At 64.5% G+C, this 19,995-nt stretch carries 15 protein-coding genes; 4 read left to right on the top strand and 11 right to left on the bottom strand.

The genetic code is table 11. From position 1 onward, the window contains the following. Nucleotides 1-68: 68 nt before the first annotated feature. A complete protein-coding gene (locus tag FQ142_RS11805; protein WP_188042373.1) occupies nt 69-1,889 on the bottom strand; it encodes an ATP-dependent nuclease in 1,821 nt (606 codons plus the stop codon). A gap of 90 nt (nt 1,890-1,979) precedes the next feature. After that, nucleotides 1,980-2,921, bottom strand: coding sequence for a DUF4238 domain-containing protein (locus FQ142_RS11810; protein WP_149423392.1), 942 nt, complete (start codon nt 2,919-2,921; stop codon nt 1,980-1,982). 279 nt (nt 2,922-3,200) lie between these two features. Between FQ142_RS11810 and FQ142_RS11815 the strand changes: the two genes are divergently transcribed. Beyond that, nucleotides 3,201-4,745: a recombinase family protein gene (locus FQ142_RS11815; RefSeq protein WP_149423393.1), complete on the top strand. Its 1,545-nt coding sequence runs from the start codon at nt 3,201-3,203 to the stop codon at nt 4,743-4,745. A 94-nt stretch (nt 4,746-4,839) separates the two neighbouring features. Here FQ142_RS11815 and FQ142_RS11820 read toward each other — a convergent pair whose 3' ends face one another. From FQ142_RS11820 to mobC, 3 genes are read right to left on the bottom strand one after another with little or no spacing between them, the layout of a single operon-like run. Further along, the gene (locus FQ142_RS11820) at nt 4,840-5,937 is read right to left on the bottom strand and encodes a hypothetical protein (RefSeq protein WP_149423394.1); all 1,098 of its coding nucleotides are present in this window, start codon (nt 5,935-5,937) and stop codon (nt 4,840-4,842) included. A gap of 33 nt (nt 5,938-5,970) precedes the next feature. Beyond that, complete coding sequence (locus FQ142_RS11825) at nt 5,971-7,161, bottom strand: relaxase/mobilization nuclease domain-containing protein (RefSeq protein ID WP_149423395.1); 1,191 nt, start codon at nt 7,159-7,161, stop codon at nt 5,971-5,973. Beyond that, nucleotides 7,158-7,514, bottom strand: coding sequence for a plasmid mobilization relaxosome protein MobC (mobC, locus tag FQ142_RS11830; RefSeq protein ID WP_149423396.1), 357 nt, complete (start codon nt 7,512-7,514; stop codon nt 7,158-7,160). Before mobC ends, FQ142_RS11825 begins: the two co-directional genes overlap by 4 nt. A 241-nt stretch (nt 7,515-7,755) precedes the next feature. Between mobC and FQ142_RS11835 the strand changes: the two genes are divergently transcribed. After that, entirely contained in the window at nt 7,756-8,070 is a 315-nt protein-coding gene (locus FQ142_RS11835; protein WP_149423397.1) for a hypothetical protein, read from the top strand. Here FQ142_RS11835 and FQ142_RS17500 read toward each other — a convergent pair. The 6 genes from FQ142_RS17500 to FQ142_RS11865 form a co-directional block, all read right to left on the bottom strand. Then, nucleotides 8,040-9,785 (bottom strand): hypothetical protein, encoded by a 1,746-nt coding sequence (locus FQ142_RS17500; RefSeq protein WP_188042375.1) that lies wholly within the window; start codon nt 9,783-9,785, stop codon nt 8,040-8,042. The two genes, FQ142_RS11835 and FQ142_RS17500, sit on opposite strands and share 31 nt — an antisense overlap. A 615-nt stretch (nt 9,786-10,400) precedes the next feature. Continuing rightward, nucleotides 10,401-11,891 carry a class I SAM-dependent DNA methyltransferase gene (locus tag FQ142_RS11845; RefSeq protein WP_149423398.1) on the bottom strand — a complete coding sequence of 497 codons (1,491 nt, stop codon included), beginning with the start codon at nt 11,889-11,891 and terminating at the stop codon, nt 10,401-10,403. Nucleotides 11,892-12,001: 110 nt separating this feature from the next. Further along, on the bottom strand, nt 12,002-13,246 hold the full coding sequence (locus tag FQ142_RS11850) for a restriction endonuclease subunit S (RefSeq protein WP_149423399.1): 1,245 nt from the start codon (nt 13,244-13,246) through the stop codon (nt 12,002-12,004). Beyond that, on the bottom strand, nt 13,243-16,002 hold the full coding sequence (locus FQ142_RS11855; protein ID WP_149423400.1) for a DEAD/DEAH box helicase family protein: 2,760 nt from the start codon (nt 16,000-16,002) through the stop codon (nt 13,243-13,245). The genes FQ142_RS11850 and FQ142_RS11855 overlap by 4 nt, the downstream gene beginning before the upstream one ends. A 10-nt stretch (nt 16,003-16,012) precedes the next feature. Beyond that, nucleotides 16,013-17,104 (bottom strand): redox-regulated ATPase YchF, encoded by a 1,092-nt coding sequence (gene ychF / locus FQ142_RS11860; RefSeq protein WP_149423401.1) that lies wholly within the window; start codon nt 17,102-17,104, stop codon nt 16,013-16,015. Nucleotides 17,105-17,161: 57 nt separating this feature from the next. Then, on the bottom strand, nt 17,162-17,911 hold the full coding sequence (locus FQ142_RS11865; RefSeq protein WP_149423402.1) for a class I SAM-dependent methyltransferase: 750 nt from the start codon (nt 17,909-17,911) through the stop codon (nt 17,162-17,164). 59 nt (nt 17,912-17,970) lie between these two features. Between FQ142_RS11865 and FQ142_RS11870 the strand changes: the two genes are divergently transcribed. Together FQ142_RS11870 and rmuC are read left to right on the top strand one after the other, a co-directional pair. Then, nucleotides 17,971-18,561, top strand: a complete 591-nt coding sequence (locus FQ142_RS11870) for an exonuclease domain-containing protein (RefSeq protein WP_056416083.1) — start codon at nt 17,971-17,973, stop codon at nt 18,559-18,561. 43 nt (nt 18,562-18,604) lie between these two features. Continuing rightward, complete coding sequence (rmuC, locus tag FQ142_RS11875; protein ID WP_149423403.1) at nt 18,605-19,975, top strand: DNA recombination protein RmuC; 1,371 nt, start codon at nt 18,605-18,607, stop codon at nt 19,973-19,975. Nucleotides 19,976-19,995 lie beyond the last annotated feature (20 nt).

Here is a 19,995-nt window from a genome sequence, read left to right on the forward strand (position 1 = left end):
CACCACGTGCCGTAGTGGTCAAACATCTCGTAGACCACGCAGACGCATGAATCTGCGGACCGGGGTGATCAAAGCGGCGCGCGCTTGTGGGCGTCTACGATCCCTCCGAGCCAAGCCATCAACGGTCTGATGGCGCGGTGCTGGCTCGACACCGAACCGAGATGCTGCCGCAGCAGCGCCGATGGAATGTGCGGCTTTGCCTTGCCGGACTTCTTACGATCAGAGTTCCATCCCTTTGAGCCGAGGTGGGCCGCCATCGCTTCACGCCCAGCGGCACCCGTCGCGAACTCCTCGGCGGTTTCCTTACTCACTTCACTGGCCTCGTCAGGCCCGAGCATCGCCGCCAGCTTTTCCTGCGGGACAACGTCAAGGAGCATGCCTTCGAGGTCGGAGCTCAACACGAACGCGTCCCACGGCTGCAGCATCGTGTTGAGCTCCTTCTGGTGCTCGAGTGCCGCCTTGAGGGTGGTCACCGGTCGGTCGGCGAGATCACGCAGGCCATTGAGGAAGGCCACGGACGGTTTGGCATCTTTGGCTTTTAGAATCTCGACCAGCGCGCGTTTGTTGTCGCCGCTCTTGTGGACACCGTCCTTGTCGGTAAGCACAAAGGCGCGGACGCCAAAGAGCTGAGCGAGCCGGAGCAGGTGCGATATCGTCGTGATCCCGGAAGCCTCGATCACTGCGATACCAAGGGCGTAGTGACCACCCGGTCCACCGGTGATGCTCTCCAGCAAGTAGTCGACGACGAGCTTGTCACCGTGCCCCTCGACCAGTATCACGGAGCTGGCAAACACTAGCTCACTGTTGGTGGCGTCGCAGTAACGCGTCAGCCGTCCTTCTTCGTCAACTGCCAGGTCGGGCTTCCACGCCGAGTAAGTCATGCCCTCCGGGCTAAGGGGAAGACGCGCGATCCGTGTAACGGAGAACGAGTCAACGAGCACGGGGCTATGGGTAGTGACGAGCATCTGGGCTTCCGCCGAGATGTCCTTGAGGATCTTTGCCATCGCCCGCTGCGTCTGTGGATGGAGAAACGCCTCGGGCTCCTCAATGGCGAAGAGAACGCTGGTGCCTGCCTGCCTGCTCTTCGACGAGACGTAGCGAAGAATACCGAGAACCAAAGCGGACTGGAATCCGGTGCCGCGCTCGGCGATCGGCACTACTACATCATCGTGACTGGTGATCACGGCTTCCCTGAGCATTCCGCGCAGCGCGTGCTGAGACGCCGGTAGGTCCACTCCGAGAACAGGATCCTGGAACGGAAGTTCGGTCGCCACCGCCTTTACTGACTCGTTGAGGACCCCTCGCACCAGATCCTCAACCGGCTCCATCGCCTTGGCAAAGTCCTTCTGGAGCTGCGTGGAACGGGAGCTGCCCGATCGGATAAGCACACCTTCCAAGGTGTCATAAAGCCGCGCCAACGAGCGGTCTGCATCGTGTTCGTCGTCGCCGCTCACTCTGACGGACGGGATCTTCACGAAGTCAAACGACTGCAGAACCCACTCGAAGATCTCGCGAGATCGCGCATCTGTACCTGTCCAAGTGCGGTAGCTGATTTTGCCCTTCCTCGTGCAGGTGATCTCAACCCAGAACGTTCCCTCGCGGCTTACTACGTCATTCAGCTCATTGGCTTCGGCATCGGTGAGTCCACCGAAATGGACTTTGATGCTCGACAGCATTCTGGGACCGCCCTGGACGTAGTAGTCGTTCAGGGGCTTCAGCTGTCTGAAATCGCCCGCGGTCGGATCGGAGAAGAAGGCCTCGAGCACACGGATGAACGAGGACTTGCCTGCGTTGTTCGGTCCTGCGATCAGTTGAAGGTTCGAGTCCACATCAAGCGTCAGCGCCTCGAAGCCTAGAAGTCGCTTGATCTGGACTTGTTGTATGTGCACGATGTCATCCTAAAAGGTGCGAGTAGATTGGAGCGTCACCGACTGCATGGTCTTGGGTTCAAGGTTATGGGCGTCGAAGAATCCAGCCGGTCACTGCGTCTCCCGGTAGTCCGACGGCACGAACTCAGCGTCATCGGGGTGATGATAAATGTTGCTCACCGCGTGGGCCGCGGTGCGTGCATTCATCGATCTCTCGATATCCGCAGTGCCAGGTGACCGGTCGTCGAGAACGCCCGAGCGCGCCTTCTCAACGAAGTTTCTGAGATCGTCCGTCGGGTTGCGACCGTCGAAAGGGTCTCTCATCACGATGCCGATGCTGCGACTCATCGGATAGAGCACAAGTCGAGCGGTCCGGACACCCACTCCCAGCCCTGAGCCTGGTTGCTTGTGGGCAACCAACGACACAGGGGCATCGGATGTGATGAGCGAGCGGTCTGTGAACGGGACTAACGTCCAAGGACGACTCGCGAGGAACCCGGCGACCTCGCCAGTCGTTTCACCCATCATCTCGATATGGTCCCGAGCGGTCTGTGGGATCGAGAGGCCTGCGGGGCTGAAAATGAGGGCCCGGCGTTCCTCTACCTCTTTGTCGGTGAGCGGGCGTCCTGCAGTGTCAGATGCCCATCTCGCGAAATCCTCTTTACTCAGTTGCCCGGCGGCCTTGGAGACGATCTCGCCCATCGCAGACTCCATTTGTCTACGCCGCTCAGGTCCGCGTAGCATCTGCAACGCAACGAACTCCGCGAGAGTGTCACGGGCATCCTGCGGGAGCGGCCATTCGCCGTCTCTGACGCGGTCGAAGATGGCTGATGTCTCACCCTCGAGTCCCGAGCCGAGCGCCTTCTCGAACACATCCGAGCCACTCGGATGCTCAGGTATCGAGTAGAGATGGTTCTCACCACCGGTGTTCTCGACGAGCGATGAGTAACCCGTTCGTCCCGGCAGGCGAATCACTCGGACCCACTCGTCCTCAGTGGCAAAGCGGCGCAAGACAAACTGCGGGTTGATGTGGTGGTACTTCGCGACGTTCATCTGCTCAAGGTATCGGCGGTGGTAGCGGCGCGTTGCCGCCGAGAGGCCTGGATCACGCCGATCCTCTCGCCCGATGCGGTCGGCACATGGACGGGAAGAGAACGAGACCGGCTAGAGCGGCAGGACGGTAGTTGTACCCGCTCCATCGTGCGCGCCAGACAACAACGTCGTGCTCCTCGGCCACCGCACAACTCCCCGGACGGCCAACAGAGATTAATCAGGAAGCAGGACATGTGAACGTTCCGCAACCGAGAAACACCTTTCTTGTAGATTGTGTGAATGTCTCAGGCTCGCGTACGTGCAGCGCTCTACCTTCGTATCTCCCTCGATCGTGAAATGGACGGTCTAGCGATTGATCGACAGCGTGCCGAGTGCCTGGAAATCGCTACGGCACGCCGGTGGGAGGTAGTCAAGGAGTACATCGACCAATCGCGGAGCGCAACGGACAAAACTAAACGTCGCCCCGGTTACGACGCGCTTGTTCGCGGCTTCGCGGCCGGAGAGTTCGACGCCATAATCTGCTGGGATCTCGACCGCCTGACCCGCCAGCCTCGGCAGCTAGAAGACTGGATCGATGCCTCCGAGGAGCGCGGGCTACGCCTGATAACCGCGAATGGCGAGGCGGACCTGACTACCGACGGCGGACGACTGTTCGCCCGCGTCAAGGCCGCAGTTGCCCGCTCGGAGGTCGAGCGAAAGACCGCCCGCCAGTCAGCGGCTCAAGCGCAGAGAGCTGCCCAGGGGCGCGTACCGAAGGGCATGCGCCCGCTCGGGTACACCGTGGCGGGCGGCGTCGTCGAACACGAGGCGGACGCTGTCCGGGCGATCTACACTGCGTTCAACAGCGGGAGCTCACTGAGGGCGATCGCGGCGGGCCTATCCGGCGAGGTAAGCGAGCGCATACCACCCAGAGTGCCAGCGCTCCCCCGTCATACGAGGACCATCGCGCTCGAGCGTAATGCCCGACGCGAAGCGGAGAATGAGACCCTCCCGGCGCAGAAGCAGCAAAAGCCGCGTCCTATCCCGGAGAATGCGCCGTGGCCCCCGAGCACCGTCCTTGGAATTTTGCGGAACCCTCGGTATGCCGGGTACTCAACGTACACACCAAAAGAGACGCAACCTGGTGGCGGCAAGCGCAGGTCGTGGCGCGCGTCGATCCTCCGAGACGAGTCCGGTGAGCCGGTCCGTGGGCAATGGAATCCCCTCGTCGACGAAGGGACATGGGCAGCAGTACAGGACAGGCTCGACAGCACTGACCGCGTTACGAACCGTGTCGGGACCGAGCGCCGCCACCTTGGCAGCGGGTTGTACCGCTGCGGCGTCTGCGGTCAGCGCGTGCGTGCGCATACAAGTCGGTACCGCTGCGCGGGACACATCACCCGAAGCCGAGAGCAGATCGACGCATACGTGAGTGCCGCCGTCCGTTCGCGGTTGGCCCGCCCAGACCTCGCCAACCTTCTACCGAGCCGTGACGAGCCCCGACTGCATGAGATCAAGAGCCAGATCGGCCAGCATCGCGCGAGGATCGCAAGGGCTCAGCGCGACTACGACGCCGAAGTCATCGAGGGGCGCGACCTCAAGCGCGTACGTGACCACGAGGACGCCGCGATCGCCCTACTCGAGGCCGAGCGCGTACGCCTAGCCGCTAGCGCTACAGCTGGCACAGTGCTCGGCGCACAAGATCCGGTAGCCGCGTTCCAGGCCGCAGACCTCGGCGCGAAGCGCGGAGTCATTGAAGCGCTCTGCGAGGTCCGACTCCACGGACATCCGCGCGGCGTCAAGCGATTCGACCCGAACACCGTTGCCATCGAGTGGCACCAGTAGCCCAGTACATGCCAGCCAGCGCCCCGACGCACTGCTGATCGGGACGCTAGATGGCTGCCGCGGGCGCATAGCGCGCCCTTGCCCTCTTCGAGGGTCAGCCCAGCTGGTAGTCGCCGTCCACCAGGCCGTCCTTCGTCGGCTGCGCATCATCGGTCAGTGCGTCGTAGCGGCCGAGACGCATCTCGCGAACCTCCGCCGCGGCAGCTCGGCGGTTCGCTTCGCGCTTTGCCTGTTTCTTCGCTTCGAATTCAGCAATGATGCGAGAGCGCCTAGCGGCAGCATCCTCCTCAGCCTGCGCCGCACCTGTGATGCGTCGCGCCGCTTCGCGAAGTGGGAGCATCTGACCGTGCAGGTGAACGGCGCGGCGGAAGCGCAGGCGCAGCCTTGCGTCAGGGTCCTCGAGGTCGAGATCCCCGGTGGGTGCAAGCCCGATGTCATCCAGCTCACCCGCACCGGCGACATCGATCAGAGACTCGCCCTCGGTGAGAAGTGCGTCAACGCCATCGGTGCCGCTGCTCGCCCACAGGAGGGCCAGGATCAGCTCAAGAACCGCGGCGTATTCGTCCGCGGCCTCGGCGGCTGCTCCCTCCAACTCTTCCCACGAGCGCCCGACGCCGAGATTCTCGTCTGTGACCACACGCCCAAGCGCATTGCCGGTCTCGTCCACAAGCCGGTAGCCGCCGCTGACAGCCGCGAAGCCAGAGCCCCGAGCAACGTCGTCGAGCGTCGCGTCGAAGTCAGCCCCCGGTCGTACAGGAAGCGTCTCAAAGAGCGCGAGCGCAGAGACCATGTGGTCGACGGTCGCGCGGCGCAGCCGGTTGGCATCAAGTAGCCGACGCAGTGTTCCCACGCGCAGCGCAGACGCGCGTCCTAGGCGCCATGCGCGCTCCTTCTCCCCGGCCGCGATCACGTTCGCGAGCGTGCCGCCGAGCGCAGAGGTCGCATGGGTCGTAATGCGGCGCAGCAAGTCCGAGGTTGCTCGCGGCAACGCGAAGGGGGCAGCGAGCCGGACTCGCTCGGGGCCGAACACGTCTTCCGGGACGATGACTACGCCGGTGGCGCGCGTGATTCGCCCGCGCAAGGCGGGCGAGGAATCCGGCACAGACGACAGCAAAGCGAAGTAGTCCCGGGCCATGTCGAGCGAGAGCTCACGGGCCCGGTGCAGCTGCGCGGTCTTCAGATCAGTGGTCATTTGGGGGTCTCTTTCTTCGGTGTTGGGTGATGGCTATTCGCCAACGCCGCGGTCGCCGCGCTGACGCACAGCGCGATCCATCTCGGCATGACGTTGGGCTGCGGGCGGGAGGTGAGAGCGAGACGCGGATCGCGGCCGACGACGCGCAGCCTCGGCCTCGATCGCCTCGACATGCTGACGAACGAGGTCCGCCTCGAGAGCGCGCTGGGCGGCGAGGCGTTGACTGGAGCGGGTGGCGGTCACACCGACCTTGAGTGCAAGGCCCGCGTAGCCGGGCAGCGCTGCGTACGCGCCGCGCAAAAGCACACCTTGCATCGTGTCGAGCAACTCCGAGCGCTCACGAGCGGGTCGGGCGCGGCTAGTAGCTGAGGACTCGCGCTCAGCCTCCCGCTCGGCTTGCGTATCCTTCATGGCCAACGCCGCGAGGATCGCGTCGTAGGTGAACTCCGCTCCGAGAGCGGACGCTTTTCGGCGGCGCACGCGCCGCTTTGGGCCCGTCGTGTCGAGCGCCTTGTACGTCACGCCGGTAGAGGCGTCGCCGCGCCGCTTGCCGCGGCGCGCGTCACTCATGATCTCGTGCGACGTCGCTACCACCTCGACCCCGCGGGCGGCGCACGTGGCGACGAATGCCTCCCAGTCGCAGGTTTCGGGATGCGCGAGCGCCTCCACGATGCGCTGGCGAAGAAGGTCGTCAAAGGGGGCAGCGGCACGTGTGGCGGTCCGCGGCTGCGGCTCGATCACGCGCATGCCCTGCTCACGGGACAGCTCGTCGTTGACGGCAGCGACGTCGCGATGCCGCCGGCCTGCAGTGAGCGCGCGGCCCGTCTCGAAATTGTGATTCAGAATTGCCACGTGGGCGTGAACGTGCTGGCCTGCACTATCGGCGTGCACCACGACAGAGACTGGCGAGTGCGGATGCAGTCGCTTAGCCAGCGCGTACGCGTGATCGCCCGCTAGTTGGAGATCGACGGGGCTGTCGATACTCAACTCGTCGGGCGACCATGCGACGACGATGCCGAGTGCCTCGACCCGTCGACCATGCTCGCGCGCGAGCTGGTGCCCAAGCGCCACGAACTCTTCGCGCGACAGATCGGCACGGGAGCCGGGCGCGAGGCGGTCGGTCGCGTCCGCCAGGTGGTCACGGCGCTGCTCGCCGCGACCTTCGCTGACGTAAGCGTCATGGCCTGCGAGGTCATGGAGCGCAGCGACCCGGACGACGCTCACGAGTGCGCCCCGAGTTTCACGGCGAGATCTTCGACAACGGTGGCCAGCTCGCGGACGATCGGGCCGAGATGCTCGAGATCGAGCTCTCCACGATGCGCGAGGCGGGCGAGCTGATTGAGGTTCGTCCCCACGCGGCGAATCTCGAGCTGCGCGGCGAGGATAACGGCGCGGTCGTCGTCGCCGAGGCGAGTGATGGTGAGAGCGGGGCGGGGTGAATTGTCCTCTGGGCGGGCAGCCAGCGCTTCGCGCACAACGGCGCGGACGTACTGCGACGGTCGGAGACCGAGCGCACCTGCGGCGCGATGCACACGGGCGCGGTCTGTGACGGTCATCCTGACGTCGATGCGTTGCATGCGTGTGCCGGTGCACTCCGCAGTCTGAGCAGCGGTCACTGGATCACCTGCTGCGTAACGGGAGCATGCGGAGCCTGCTCATTCCCCGACGGCAAGCAGGCAAGCTGTGGGACGGCCAGGGCTCCGCCCGACCACCCACCGCTCACACTTGCCGGGGAAGCCCCGGACCCCCTGATCTCGCGACGGCGAGCGCTCGCTGCGCGGCCGAGGCTCCTCGCGTGGAGAGTCACGAGGACACCCCGTGCTGCTTCGCCACTGTGACGGGCGTCGCCGCGGTGCTATTGCGGCGCTGAGCAGCATCCTGTGCTCGACGCGAACGTTCAGCGTCCTGGGCGTCGAGCTGCGCTCGGGCTTCGGCCTCGATTTTGACCATCGCTTCCGGGTTGATCCGGCCGCGGAGGATCTCGAGCACCGCCGAGTCGTGCCGCACTCGGTCGCGGCGCTGCTTCTCGTGGAGACGAGCGAGGCGGCGCTTGGCAATAGCCTTCGCGGCGTCGATCTCGGCCTCGAGCTGGCTTCGGCCAGTCACGATGCGACTGCCTCGGCCGCACGCTGAAGCCCTGCCAGGTGGATCCCTTGTCGCTCCGAATTGATGGCTTGCGCCGCATCGATGGGGAGGTCCGCCCACACATCCGGGGAGCACTCCTCAATCAGCGAGATCGCGAGGAAGCGGGAGGCGGGACGGCACCCCTTGATCATCGCGACGAGCTCGGGCTCTCGCGTGGTCGTGGCGGCACCGAGATGTGCACCTTCGCGGTCGAGGACGCGCAGGACGGTCTTCGGCACAACCCGCATCCGGTGGACGGACACGACCATCTCGTCACGGATCAGCGCTAGGAACTCACCCTTGGTGATCGTTCCTTCCTGCTCCAGCACCCACGACGGGGTGCGGATCTCTACGAACCAGCCGATGCGGCGCAACAGTTCATCGATGTTCGTCGAGCCGGAACGGAATCGAGCACCCTCGGCCAGCACCTCACTGGGCTTGCGAGTGAAGACGGTCAGGGCAAACTCCTCCAACGTGTTCGACGTCGTCAGCAGGATCGCACGAGGGGCCGGCGCGGGCGTGTTCACATTGCGTGTTGCCGCAGCTGTCACTCGGTTCGGGTCCATCCACCTCAAGAACTCATCGTGGGTCGGCAACAGCCAGAATCGCGCATCATCGTGGATCACGACCTCGGCAGGGCCGACGTCCTCGATCGCGTTGCGCCCAGCTGGCTCGGCTACCGTCCAGTTGCGACCGCCGGCCAGCGTCGCAAGCACGAGCACCTGCGCGGCCGTGTCATCGGCAAGGATTCCCTTGCCGTGTCCAGAGGGTGCACAGATCGCCACCGTGCCTTTCGTGAACACCGTGCCGATTTTCGGCTTGTTGGCTGGGTCGGCCAACCAGTCGAGATGCAGAGCGCGCAAACGCGGCAGGTCATCGGCCCACGCATCGAAGTCCTTCGCCCGGGCCTCGTCGAGGGAGAGGCCGTCCAGTCTCACCAGGCGGCGCAGCTTGCGCTTCCGAGCCGCGAGGCTGCCCGCCCCCTCCGCAGCCGACACTCGCCCAACCATGTGGCGGTCCAGTTCAGCGCTGAAGTCGAAGTTCGCGACTACCCGGCCACGACCGTACTGATACTTCCCTGGGTTACCGTCCTGAGACGTGTCCACGAGGTAGAACCGCTCCGCCTGCGTGACGCCCTTGATCGATGCCTTGCCGCGTGATTCGTGGGGCAGATACTCCGCGAGATCGAAGAAGCACTTCTCAGCAGCTCCGCTACCCCTGCGGGCCTCCACCTCACCCTGCGCGGCGAGCTCCTTCGGCACCCGCACGCGCGCGGAAGGGATCGAGAAGGCATCGGAGACGGTGCGGATGGTGGGACGAGATCCGTCGTCGTCTTTGCACCACAGCACCATGTGCACGTGCAACCCCTTGAGTCCTGTGCAGGTGAACTCGCCGGTGCCCTCATCGACGTCCACCAAGCGGTCGTGCGGGTGCCAGACGTAGGCCCAGCGATGCAAGCGATCTCCAAGCACCGCCAGGCCTTCGTCGATCTGCTCCTGCGTGAGCATGACCTCGCCCTTTTCCGGGTGGACGCGGTACTGCATCAGCGAGAACACCCGCGAAAGGGTCCGAGCCCGCTTCACCTGTTCAGGGTTCTCAGCAGCCTTGGCATCGTTGAAGAACTCCTTCGCAGTCGCGACTTGACCAGGCGTGGAGACCACCTCGAACGGCTCCACATCGTCGCCCGGATCAGCGCCAGGGACATCCAGCTCGGAACAGCGCACGCGGGTCTCCGAAGGCCCGAGTCCTGCATCCGAAGGTTCTACATCTGCATCCGTTTCCGAAACAGATGCGCGCGAACCCAAGGAGTCGCGCGCATGCGAGCTCCTGCCCTGAGCGGGATTCGAGGTAGGCGACAGACCGTCTGAAGAAGGACTGTATCCATTTGTCCGTTTGTCTCTAGATGCGCTGGCGTCCCCGCCAGGGCTGGTCATGGGGCGGTCGGCCACCAACCTGGCCGTGGAGGGGATCACAGGACGCCGCCAAGCAGCTCCCGGAGCCGCTCACGCGTGGCCTCGCTCAGTGGCGGAGCCAGATCAGCGACGCGCTGCGCAACTCGCTCGATGTCTGCGCTAGCCGAATGCGCCGCAGCGGCCATTCTGGCGGTCGCGGGGCAGGGGGCAGAAACATTGATAGCCAAATGGCACTCCTCGAATGAGGAGTGCTTCGAGACCCTCTGCTGTACGTCTCTTGCGCCCGCTTACGCCCTGAGGTTCAGAGCGTGGTGAGGGAGTATCTCCTCACCGAGCTAGCCATCATCGTGACGACACTCTTGCGTCGAGCAGATTATCATGCCGCGTGGCGCCAAAGGTAAGCTTGAACCGCCACGTGTGACCGACTCAATCTCCGGCGGCATCAGCGGCCGCGAGACCCATCCTGCTTTCAAGGCTTGCAGCCACCGCCTCGAACTCGACGAGCGCGGCGGTCAGATCCTCGACAATCTCGCGGGCAATGATCTCCGGCGCAGGGAGGCTGTCGGCATCTTCTAGGGAGTCGTCGCGTAGCCAAGTGATGTCAAGGTTGACCTTGTCGCGGGCAGTCAGCTCGTCGTAGGTAAACGACTTCCATCGCTCAGACTCCGTACGTTCTTCGCGCGGGTCGCCGGGCAAAGAGGCTTGCACGAAATCATCGAGGTCCCGTCGTCGCAGCGGACTCTTCTTGAGCGTGAAGTGCTTGTTAGTGCGCAGATCGTAGACCCAGAGCCTCCGCGTCCACGGTATCTCGGCCGCGGGCTTCTTGTCGAAGAACAGCACGTTCGCCTTCACGCCCGGCTTGTAGAAGATGCCAGTTGGAAGCCGCAGTAGCGTATGGAAATCGAACGACGACAGCAGCTTGCGGCGAAGGACCTCCCCAGCACCGCCTTCAAACAAAACGTTATCGGGGAGAACGACGGCGGCGCGGCCGTTGATGTCAAGGATCGTCATTATGTGCTGCAGGAAGTTGAGCTGCTTGTTGGATGTCGTGACGACGAAGTCCTGCCGGAAGACTTCTGCGCCTTCGTCGTCTCCGCCGCCGATGTCGCTAGAGGAGCTTCGACCAAACGGCGGATTGGCCAGCACGACGCTCCAGCGCTCGCCGGGGTCGGCCATCAGCGCGTCCTTGGTAGAAATGAGGGAGTCGCCCGTGATCGAGCCGATGCCGTGGAGCAACAAGTTCATCGCGGCGAGCCGAGATGTCGTCGCACCGATGTCGACCCCGTGGACGAACTTTGTCCGCAGGTGCTCACGCTCTGGCGGAGTCAGGCTGGCCGCCTCACGCGTCGCGTGAGCGTTCGCGGCCAGAAGGAACCCGCCCGTACCGCAAGCCGGGTCGATCACGCGGTCCGCAACGCTGGGCTGGACTACGTCTACGACGGCTTGGATCAGCGCACGCGGGGTGAAGTATTGCCCTGCGGTGGACTTAGTATCGCCAGCTGACCGCTCCAGCAGCTCCTCATAGGCATCACCGTTGATGTCGGCACCAGCGGCAGACCAGTTCTCTTTGTTGAGGTAGTCGACGATCAAGGTCTTGAGGTGCGACGGATTCGAAATCTTGTTCTGCGCGCCACGGTAGATCGCTCCGAGAACACCCGGCTGGCTGGCAAGCCCGCGCAGGATGTGATTGTAGGTGTCTTCGAGCGCTTCACCCGACAGCCCGAGCAGCCGGTGCCAGGAGTATTCGTCGGGCACGACTCGCTCGGGATTCAGTGCGCGGGTTGCGCGCTCCTCGGCCATCTTAAGGAACAGCAAGTAGGTGAGTTGCTCGGTGTACTCGTACATGTTGACGCCGGAGTCGCGGAGCACGTTACTACCGGCGACGAGCTTGGAAACTAGACGGTTCGATTCAGACAAGCGGTGACCCTTTCAGAGGAAGGCGGGGGCCGACAGAGCGGTCGACACCCGAGGCAGATGTAAGAGCGCCCATTCAGCAGCGGTCAGCGAGACTCGGGTTGGCGTGGCTGTCACACCGAGATCAAATCCCCGATGTCCCTCGCATAGATCGACTGTGAAGTGAGGCGGCCCGAAAAGGCGGCGATGAGCACCGAGCGACGAAGCGCGAGTGAACGGTAGTTGACGCGGTCAACTTCGACCGCGAGTCGCGACAGAGCGTCACGCGATTCCTGAACCGCCCGAGCCACTCGAGTCTGGTCGGCCAGGGAGGGTAACGGAACACGAATCTCGGCGAGATCCTTTTGGTTCACCTTGTAGATGCCTGCGGTCGTCTTCGCTGCCGCTTCAATCTGGCGGCGAATCATCGGGGCGTTCCAGACGAGCGCAAGGAATTCGGGATCGATCCGGCCAAGATCAGGCCGCGCCCGGATAAGCGTGTCAGGGAAGGCGACAGCGTCCGGGGCATCCCTCACCAGCCCTCCCCTACCGACCAGCCGACGGCTACCGTTGCCCCGCGCTATCAGAAAGTCTCCACGTCGCACCATGAATCGGGCAGCGTCTGCGGCCGTCCATGCTCCATCTTTCCGTTCAGTCAGATCGATCCGGCCATCCCGTAAAGCGGTGAGGCGCAGGACGGGGAAGCCGCCATCTTGGGTTGGCACTGACTTACCGTTCGAGAGTCCCGTTGAGAGCAGCTCGCCAAACCGCACTTCCTGGGTCCCGAGCACGGCCAACTGGGTCACCAAGAGTTGCGAGTCAAGGTTCTCAGCGCGACGCCGCGCTGAGTCGATGTAGGCATCCGCGGCGTCGAGACGGGAAAAATGGTCTTCGAGGATGCCGATGATCCGCTGTTGCTCAACGAGGTCGACCGGGAAGCGCACGGGCCAAGGCCTCAAGATGGTCTGGCTAATGTTGCGCTGAGTGGCGCCTTTACCTTCTCTATCAAGCCTCGAGCGCTGAGACAGCAGGTAATAGAACAGATAGCGAAATTCAAGCTCGTCTCCGACCTGCATGGTCGCGATAGCTTGGTTTGTAGCCATCGGCATGCTGGCGATTCCAAGCTTTCCGATCGAGCCGTACATGCCGAGAAGAATAGTGTCAGCCGGGACTACCTTCGCGGATGACCTATCTAGTCCGAGTTGCGTGATGGTGTTTTGCGTGACGGAGACAGGGCCGTCGCACAGGTCGCCGATAATCGCCCAGGGAATGTCACCGCCGTAGTATGCGGGGTTTTTCGCTTGAGGCGTCCCGCCGCTGCCGAGCCGCACGATTTTGGCTAACGGCTTTTCAATCCAGCCAGTCGGGAGCTTTGTCACGCTGTGAGTTCCTTGTTAAGTTCGTCGATGAGGTTGGCAGCGCGGTCACCGAGGTCTCGGATCGCTCCCTCGGTTCCACCGTTCTCCACAAAGGGCGGGTTATCGAGGTCTGCAGGACTGATGCCTGCCGAGGAAGCGATGACCTGCACGATGCGGTCGAGCCACCAGCGCTCGCGCGGCGAGAAGGTCGTTCCAGCCTGCGCCTGTTGGACGAGCCATGCGGCGTATCTCTCTTTCACGCGCTCGGCGTATGGCACGAGTTGGTCCTCCTCACCGACCGTGTATCGGATCAGGGAGACGAGGTCGGTGAGTGTGCGGCGAGTGCCATGTGGCCGGTATCCGCTGACCTCAACGGCGAGGTAGGCATTCCAGATGAGGTCTGTTGTCCAGTTGAACGGCGGTCTGGAGATCCTGTCAGCGAGCTCCTTGATGTCGTCGAACGAGACTCGTCGCTCCTTGGCCTCGGAAAGGAGTTGAATAGCAGTGATCTCGGCGCGATGCTCATCGAGGTAAGCGCGCCAGGATTCGATCACCGACTGGGCCTTGCTGGTGTCAACGACGCCGTATGCGTCGAGGAGCACGTCAGCTGACACCTCATCCACGATCCGATCGTGCGCGCGACGCAACTCAAGAATGCGTGCTCGCAGCTCGGGGTTGGACGCGAGGGGCTTTACAGCGTTAATGATCAACTGCTGCCGGGTCTCCGCCGGGTCGATCGCCCCCACAATGGCTTTGGCCTGAACATCGGGATCGACTGCATCCACGAGGTGACGCACCACAGCTCGGAGCGATCCACCGGCGACCGCGTCGAGCTCTGCGCGTTCGTCCTGAGAGACCTGCGCTTCGAGAGCGGCGAGACGGGAGGCAAGGGTCGCGGTTTCGTCCTCGGTAATGGTGAGATTTGCCGCCTTCTCCAACAGCTTCTGCAGACTGATCGACCTCTCACGGTTGAGGGGCGGCTCGACAAAGTCGTGCTCGGTAACCCCGACGGCGTCAACGAGGACGAACCGGGTCTTCTCCTTGGCATCGGGAGTGACCGCCTGGAAGTCTGCGTCAGGGATAGTGCGGGCACCGCGACCCTTCATCTGCTCGAAGTACTGCGGCGAGCGGACGTCCCGCATGAAGAAGACACATTCCAACGGTTTCACGTCAGTTCCGGTAGCGATCATGTCGACCGTGACTGCGATCCGTAGAGCAGCGCTGGTACGGAAGGCGGCAAGCTGCTGATCGGCGTTGCGAGCGTTATAGGTAATCTTCGCGGCGAAGTCGTTGCCCTTGCCGAACACCTCGCGGACCTGGGTGACGATCTCCTCGGCGTGGGCGTCGTCCTTCGCGAAGATCAGAGTCTTTGGCACCGTCGAGCGACCGGGGAAGATCTCGGTGAAGAGCTTGTCCCGAAATGTCCCCAACACCGTGCGGATCTGGTCGGTTGCCGTGACGGCGCGGTCGAGCTGGGTCTTGCGGTACTCGAGGTCCTCGTCAAGCGCTTCGTACCGCTGAGCGCGCGTGCGCCGGTCAACCTTTGGAACGACGGTGCCGGCTTCGATCAACGAGCCATGCTCGCTGATCTGGGTCTTGATCCGGAAGATGTCGAAGTCGACGTTGACGTTGTCTGCTACGGACTGGGGGTAGGTGTATTCGGAGACAAGGTTCTGCTTGAAGAATCCAAAGGTCTGTTTGCCGGGGGTAGCCGTGAGCCCGACGACGTGGGCGTCGAAATACTCCAGGACCCCGCGCCACTGCCCGTAGATGGAACGGTGCGCCTCATCGACGATGATCAGGTCGAAAGTCTCTGGCGCGATGTCGGGGTTATATGCCACCGTCACCGGCGCCTCAGGGACCCATCCGTCAAGCTCGGGATCATCGGTTTCGCCGGTGTCCTCGTTGCGGAGCGCCCTAAATACCCGCTGGATTGTAGAGACCGCCACGCTAGTAGCCTCCGGCATCGGGCCGCGTCGAAGCCTGTTGACGTTGTACAGCTCGGTGAACCTTCGGCCGTCGTCGGGAGTCTGATAGTTCTCGAACTCGCCCATTGTTTGCTTAGCGAGATTGTTGCGGTCGACCAAGAACAAGATGCGTCCAAAGCCGCCGTGCTTCAGGAGGCGATAGGACAGGGTCACCGCCGTGTAGGTCTTGCCTGCGCCGGTAGCCATCTGCACGAGGCTGCGATCGTAGCGCTGTTCCCGCAGACTGGCTTCGACGCCGTTGATCGCCTCGATCTGCGCCGGGCGAAGCGGCTTGGTGTCGAGGGTGGGCAGATCACGGACTTTGCCACGCCAGGTCGGGTGCTTCTCTTCGCGAACGTTGAGGACCTCGGCGAGAGTCGATGGCTTCGGGAAGTTGAAAATCCGGCGCGCGCGCGGGTCTGGGTCATACCCATTGGTGTAGTGGGTCTCGGTGCCGGATGACTCGAACACAAACGGCAAGCGACCGTGAGTGGTGAGGGCAGCGAGCCTCACGTCCGCGGGCAGGCCCTCCGCGTATTTGCTGGATTGCCACTCGACACCCGACAGCGGTGTACCTTCAGGCTTCGCCTCAATGACGCCGACGACCTTCTGGTCGAGATAGAGGAGGTAATCAACGCGACCATGCCCCGGTTTGAGCGTGACCTCACGGACTGCAATTCCCTGGCCGGCGAATAGGTTCATCGCCTTCTTATCCTGGACCGACCAGCCTGCCGCCGTAAGTTGCCGATCGATCAGCACGCGGGCGCGCGCCTCCGCGGCAAGGCGGCTGGCGTCGTCGACGGGCGTCATGGCGCCCTCGCTACTTCGTCCCGCTAGAGGTGTTTCCGATACGGAACTCCACGACGTCGCCGTCCTGCATGACGTAGTCCTTGCCCTCGAGGCGTGCCTTGCCCTTGGCTCGCGCTTCGACGACGGATCCGGTCTCGACGAGGTCGGCGAACGAGACGATCTCCGCCTTGATGAAGCCCTTCTCGAAGTCGGTGTGGATGACGCCGGCGGCCTGCGGGGCCTTCGATCCCTTGGGGATCGTCCAGGCGCGCGCCTCCTTCGGACCGGCCGTCAGGTACGTCTGCAGGCCCAGGGTGTCGAAGCCGATGCGGGCGAGCTGGTCGAGACCGGACTCGTCCTGGCCGGTCGAGGCCAGCAGCTCGGCGGCATCCTCGGGGTCGAGGTCGATGAGCTCGGATTCGATCTTCGCGTCGAGGAAGATCGCCTTCGCCGGGGCGACGAGGGCGGCGAGCTCCGCCTTGCGAGCGTCGTCGGTCAGCACGGCCTCGTCGACGTTGAAGACGAAGATGACCGGCTTGGCCGTCAGCAGGCCCAGCTCGCGCACCGGGGTGAGGTCGATGCCGGCGACCGACAGCAGCACGCCGCGCTCGAGGGCGTCCTTCACGGCCACGGCGGTCTCGAGCACGACCGGCTCGATCTTCTTGCCGCGCACTTCCTTCTCGTATCGGGAGATCGCGCGATCCACCGTCTCGAGGTCGGCGAGCATCAGCTCGGCGTTGATCGTCTCCATGTCGGATGCCGGGTTGACGGCGCCATCCACGTGCACGACGTCATCATCGGCGAAGCCGCGGACGACCTGCGCGATGGCATCCGCCTCACGGATGTTCGCGAGAAACTTGTTGCCGAGGCCTTCGCCCTCGCTCGCTCCGCGCACGATGCCGGCGATGTCAACGAACGACACCGCGGCCGGCAGGATGCGCTCGCTGCCGAAGATCTCGGCGAGCGTGTCGAGACGCGGATCGGGCAGGTTGACCACCCCGACGTTCGGCTCGATCGTCGCGAACGGATAGTTCGCCGCGAGCACGTCGTTCTTGGTCAGAGCGTTGAAGAGGGTGGACTTGCCGACATTGGGCAGACCGACGATTCCGATAGTGAGAGCCACGGGGGTCGAGTCTACCGGTCGCGGATGCTCCGCCCCTGCGTGCCGGGCGATCCCCGCTCAGCTGCGGACGGCGCGGAACACGTGCGTGACGTACGGCAGGTCGATCGTGCCCTCGCCCTCGAGCCCGAGCTCGTCGAACAGTGCGTCCATGTGCCGGATGATCTCGGCGCGCTCCTCGACCGAGGCGGTGATGAGGTAGCTGCGGGAGAGCGCCATCCGGTGCAGCTGCGTGCGCGTCATCGCCCGGTTCCACTCCCACTGCTGCGACTCGACCTCTCCGAACGGCTCGGCGATGCGCGGTCCTTCGGACTCGGGGCCGTTGACCATGTTCTCGGCCGGACTGCTGTGCATGATGTCGGTCAGCCGACGCACCCACTCGACGCGCTCGTCGCGGATGTTCCAGATCAGGCCGAGCACTCCCCCGGTGCGCACCACCCGGCCGAGCTCGACGGATGCCGCGAGCGGCTCGACCCAGTGCCACGCCTGGCCGAGCGTCACCGCATCGAGGCTCGCATCCGGCACCGGCATGTGCTCGGCCGACCCCTGGAAGGTCGGGATGCCGGGAACGCTCCGCCGCAGCGCGGCGAGCATCTCCGGATCGGGGTCGACCGCCACGACCTCGGCACCGGGTGCCTGGCGGATCACCCGCGTGAGCTTGCCCGTCCCCGCTCCGACGTCGGCGATCCGGCGGGCACCCTGCGGCATCCGCTCGAGCATCCAGGCGACGGCCTCGAAGGGATACTCGGGTCGCCCGGCCTCGTAGTTCTCTGCCTCGGCACCGAACGACGTCGCCCTGTCTGCACTCATATCGCCAGCCTACGGCGAGTCCTCCTCGGGCGTCAGGATGCTCGGGAGAGAGTGGGGATGTGCCCCTGGACTTCACTGCGATCGACTTCGAGACCGCGAACTCCAGCCCCGCCTCCGCCTGTTCTGTCGGGCTCGTCCGCGTCCGCGACGGTCAGGTCGTCGCCACCGCGGGATGGCTGATCCGTCCGCCGGCCGGGCACGACGAGTTCCAGGAGTGGAACACCCGGATCCACGGCATCCGCGCTCACGATGTTCGTTCGGCCGCGACCTGGGTCGACCAGTTCGACCGCCTGTGCGAGTTCGCCGGAGCCGACGTGCTGGTCGCCCACAACGCCGGCTTCGATCTCAACGTCCTGCGCCGCGCCTCGGAGGCGACCGGGAGCGAGTGCCCGCCCTACCGCTCGCTATGCAGCCTGCAGGTGGCCCGGAAGGTCTACGACCTCGACTCCTATCGTCTGCCGAAGGCGGCCGAGGCCGCAGGGTTCACCGGTTTCTCGCATCACGATGCGCTCGCGGATGCTCTCGCCTGCGCCCACATCGTGATGGACGCCGCTCGCCGGACCGCGTCCCCCGACATCTTCGGCCTCGCCGCAGCTCTGTCACTGCGCGTGACCGAGCCCGCCGCAGTCCCGGAGCGCGCTGTCGCCTGAGTCGTGACGGACGAATGTCCGTGGTCGCGCGCATCATGGAGACATGGACGCTCTGACGATGGTTCTCCTCCTGGCCGCACTGGTGGCCGGCGTCGCCGTCGGCTGGTATCTCCACGCCTTCCGCGGGGCGGCCGACCTCGCCACGGCGCGTGCCGAGCTGGTGGCCGCACGAGACGATCGCGACCGTCAGTACGACCTGTACCGAGATGCCGTGGAGCACGCCCGCGGCGAGCAGCGCGCCGAGGCGCAGCGGGTGCAGCAGCAGAACGCGGTGCTCACCGCGCTCGCACCGGTGCGCGAGAGCCTGCAGCAGATGCAGCAGAAGGTCTCCGCCATCGAGCAGGAGCGTCATGCGCAGTTCGGCTCGCTCGCGGAGCAGCTGCGCCGCGCGCAGGAGTCCGACGAGGCGCTGCGTGCGACCACCGAGTCCCTGGCCGGGGCATTGAAGTCCACGGCCACGCGCGGGGTGTGGGGCGAGACGCAGCTGCGTCGGGTGGTCGAGGCCGCGGGGCTGACCCGGCACGTCGACTTCGACCTGCAGACGACCATCTCGTCCGATCAGGGTCGGGGCCGACCCGACATGGTGATCCGGCTCGCCGGCGGTGCCTCCATCGCCGTCGATGCGAAGGTGCCGCTCGACGCCTACCTCGAAGCCTCCGCGCTGCCGCTGGGCGACACGCACGAGGCACAGCGCCGACAGCACATGCAGAAGCACGTGAAGGCGGTCCGCGCCCATGTCGATGCCCTCGCGAAGAAGGCGTACTGGGCAGGGCTCGACTCGAGCCCCGAGTTCGTCATCTGCTTCCTGCCGAGTGAATCGCTGCTCGCCGCCGCCATCGACGAAGACCCGACGCTGCTCGACTACGCCTTCAGCAGGCGGGTCGCCCTGGCCTCCCCCGTGAACCTGTGGGCAGTGCTCAAGACCGTCGCGTACACGTGGACCCAGCAGGAGGTCTCGACCGAGGCCCGTGCACTCCTCACCCTCGGCACGCAGCTCTACGACCGTCTGGGCGTGCTCGCCGGCCACGCCGACGATCTGCGAAGAGCACTGGAGCGCACCGTCGACAGCTACAACCGATTCGCCGGGTCGCTCGAGAACAGGGTTCTCGTGACCGCGCGGCAGTTCCCCGGCATCAGCGCCACCACCCTCGATGCCGCTCCCCCGACCATCGCCGCGCAGACACGCAGGTTCACCGCGCCCGAACTCGTCGAGGCCCGTGATCACGACGACGCGGCGATGATCGCCGACGTCGGCGAGATCCGTACGCGTCTCGACGACGTGGATCGCGATGACCCGGAGAGCACTGACACGGAGATCCCTGACGCAGAGAGCGCTGACACGGATAACTCTGACGCGGAGAACACGGAACAGCCGTTCTCGGCCCCTGACGGATCCCTGAACGCACAGCGCTGACGGGCGATGCCGTCGCGAGG

The organism is Microbacterium sp. ANT_H45B (genome assembly GCF_008369345.1).
Taxonomy (GTDB): Bacteria; Actinomycetota; Actinomycetes; order Actinomycetales; family Microbacteriaceae; genus Microbacterium.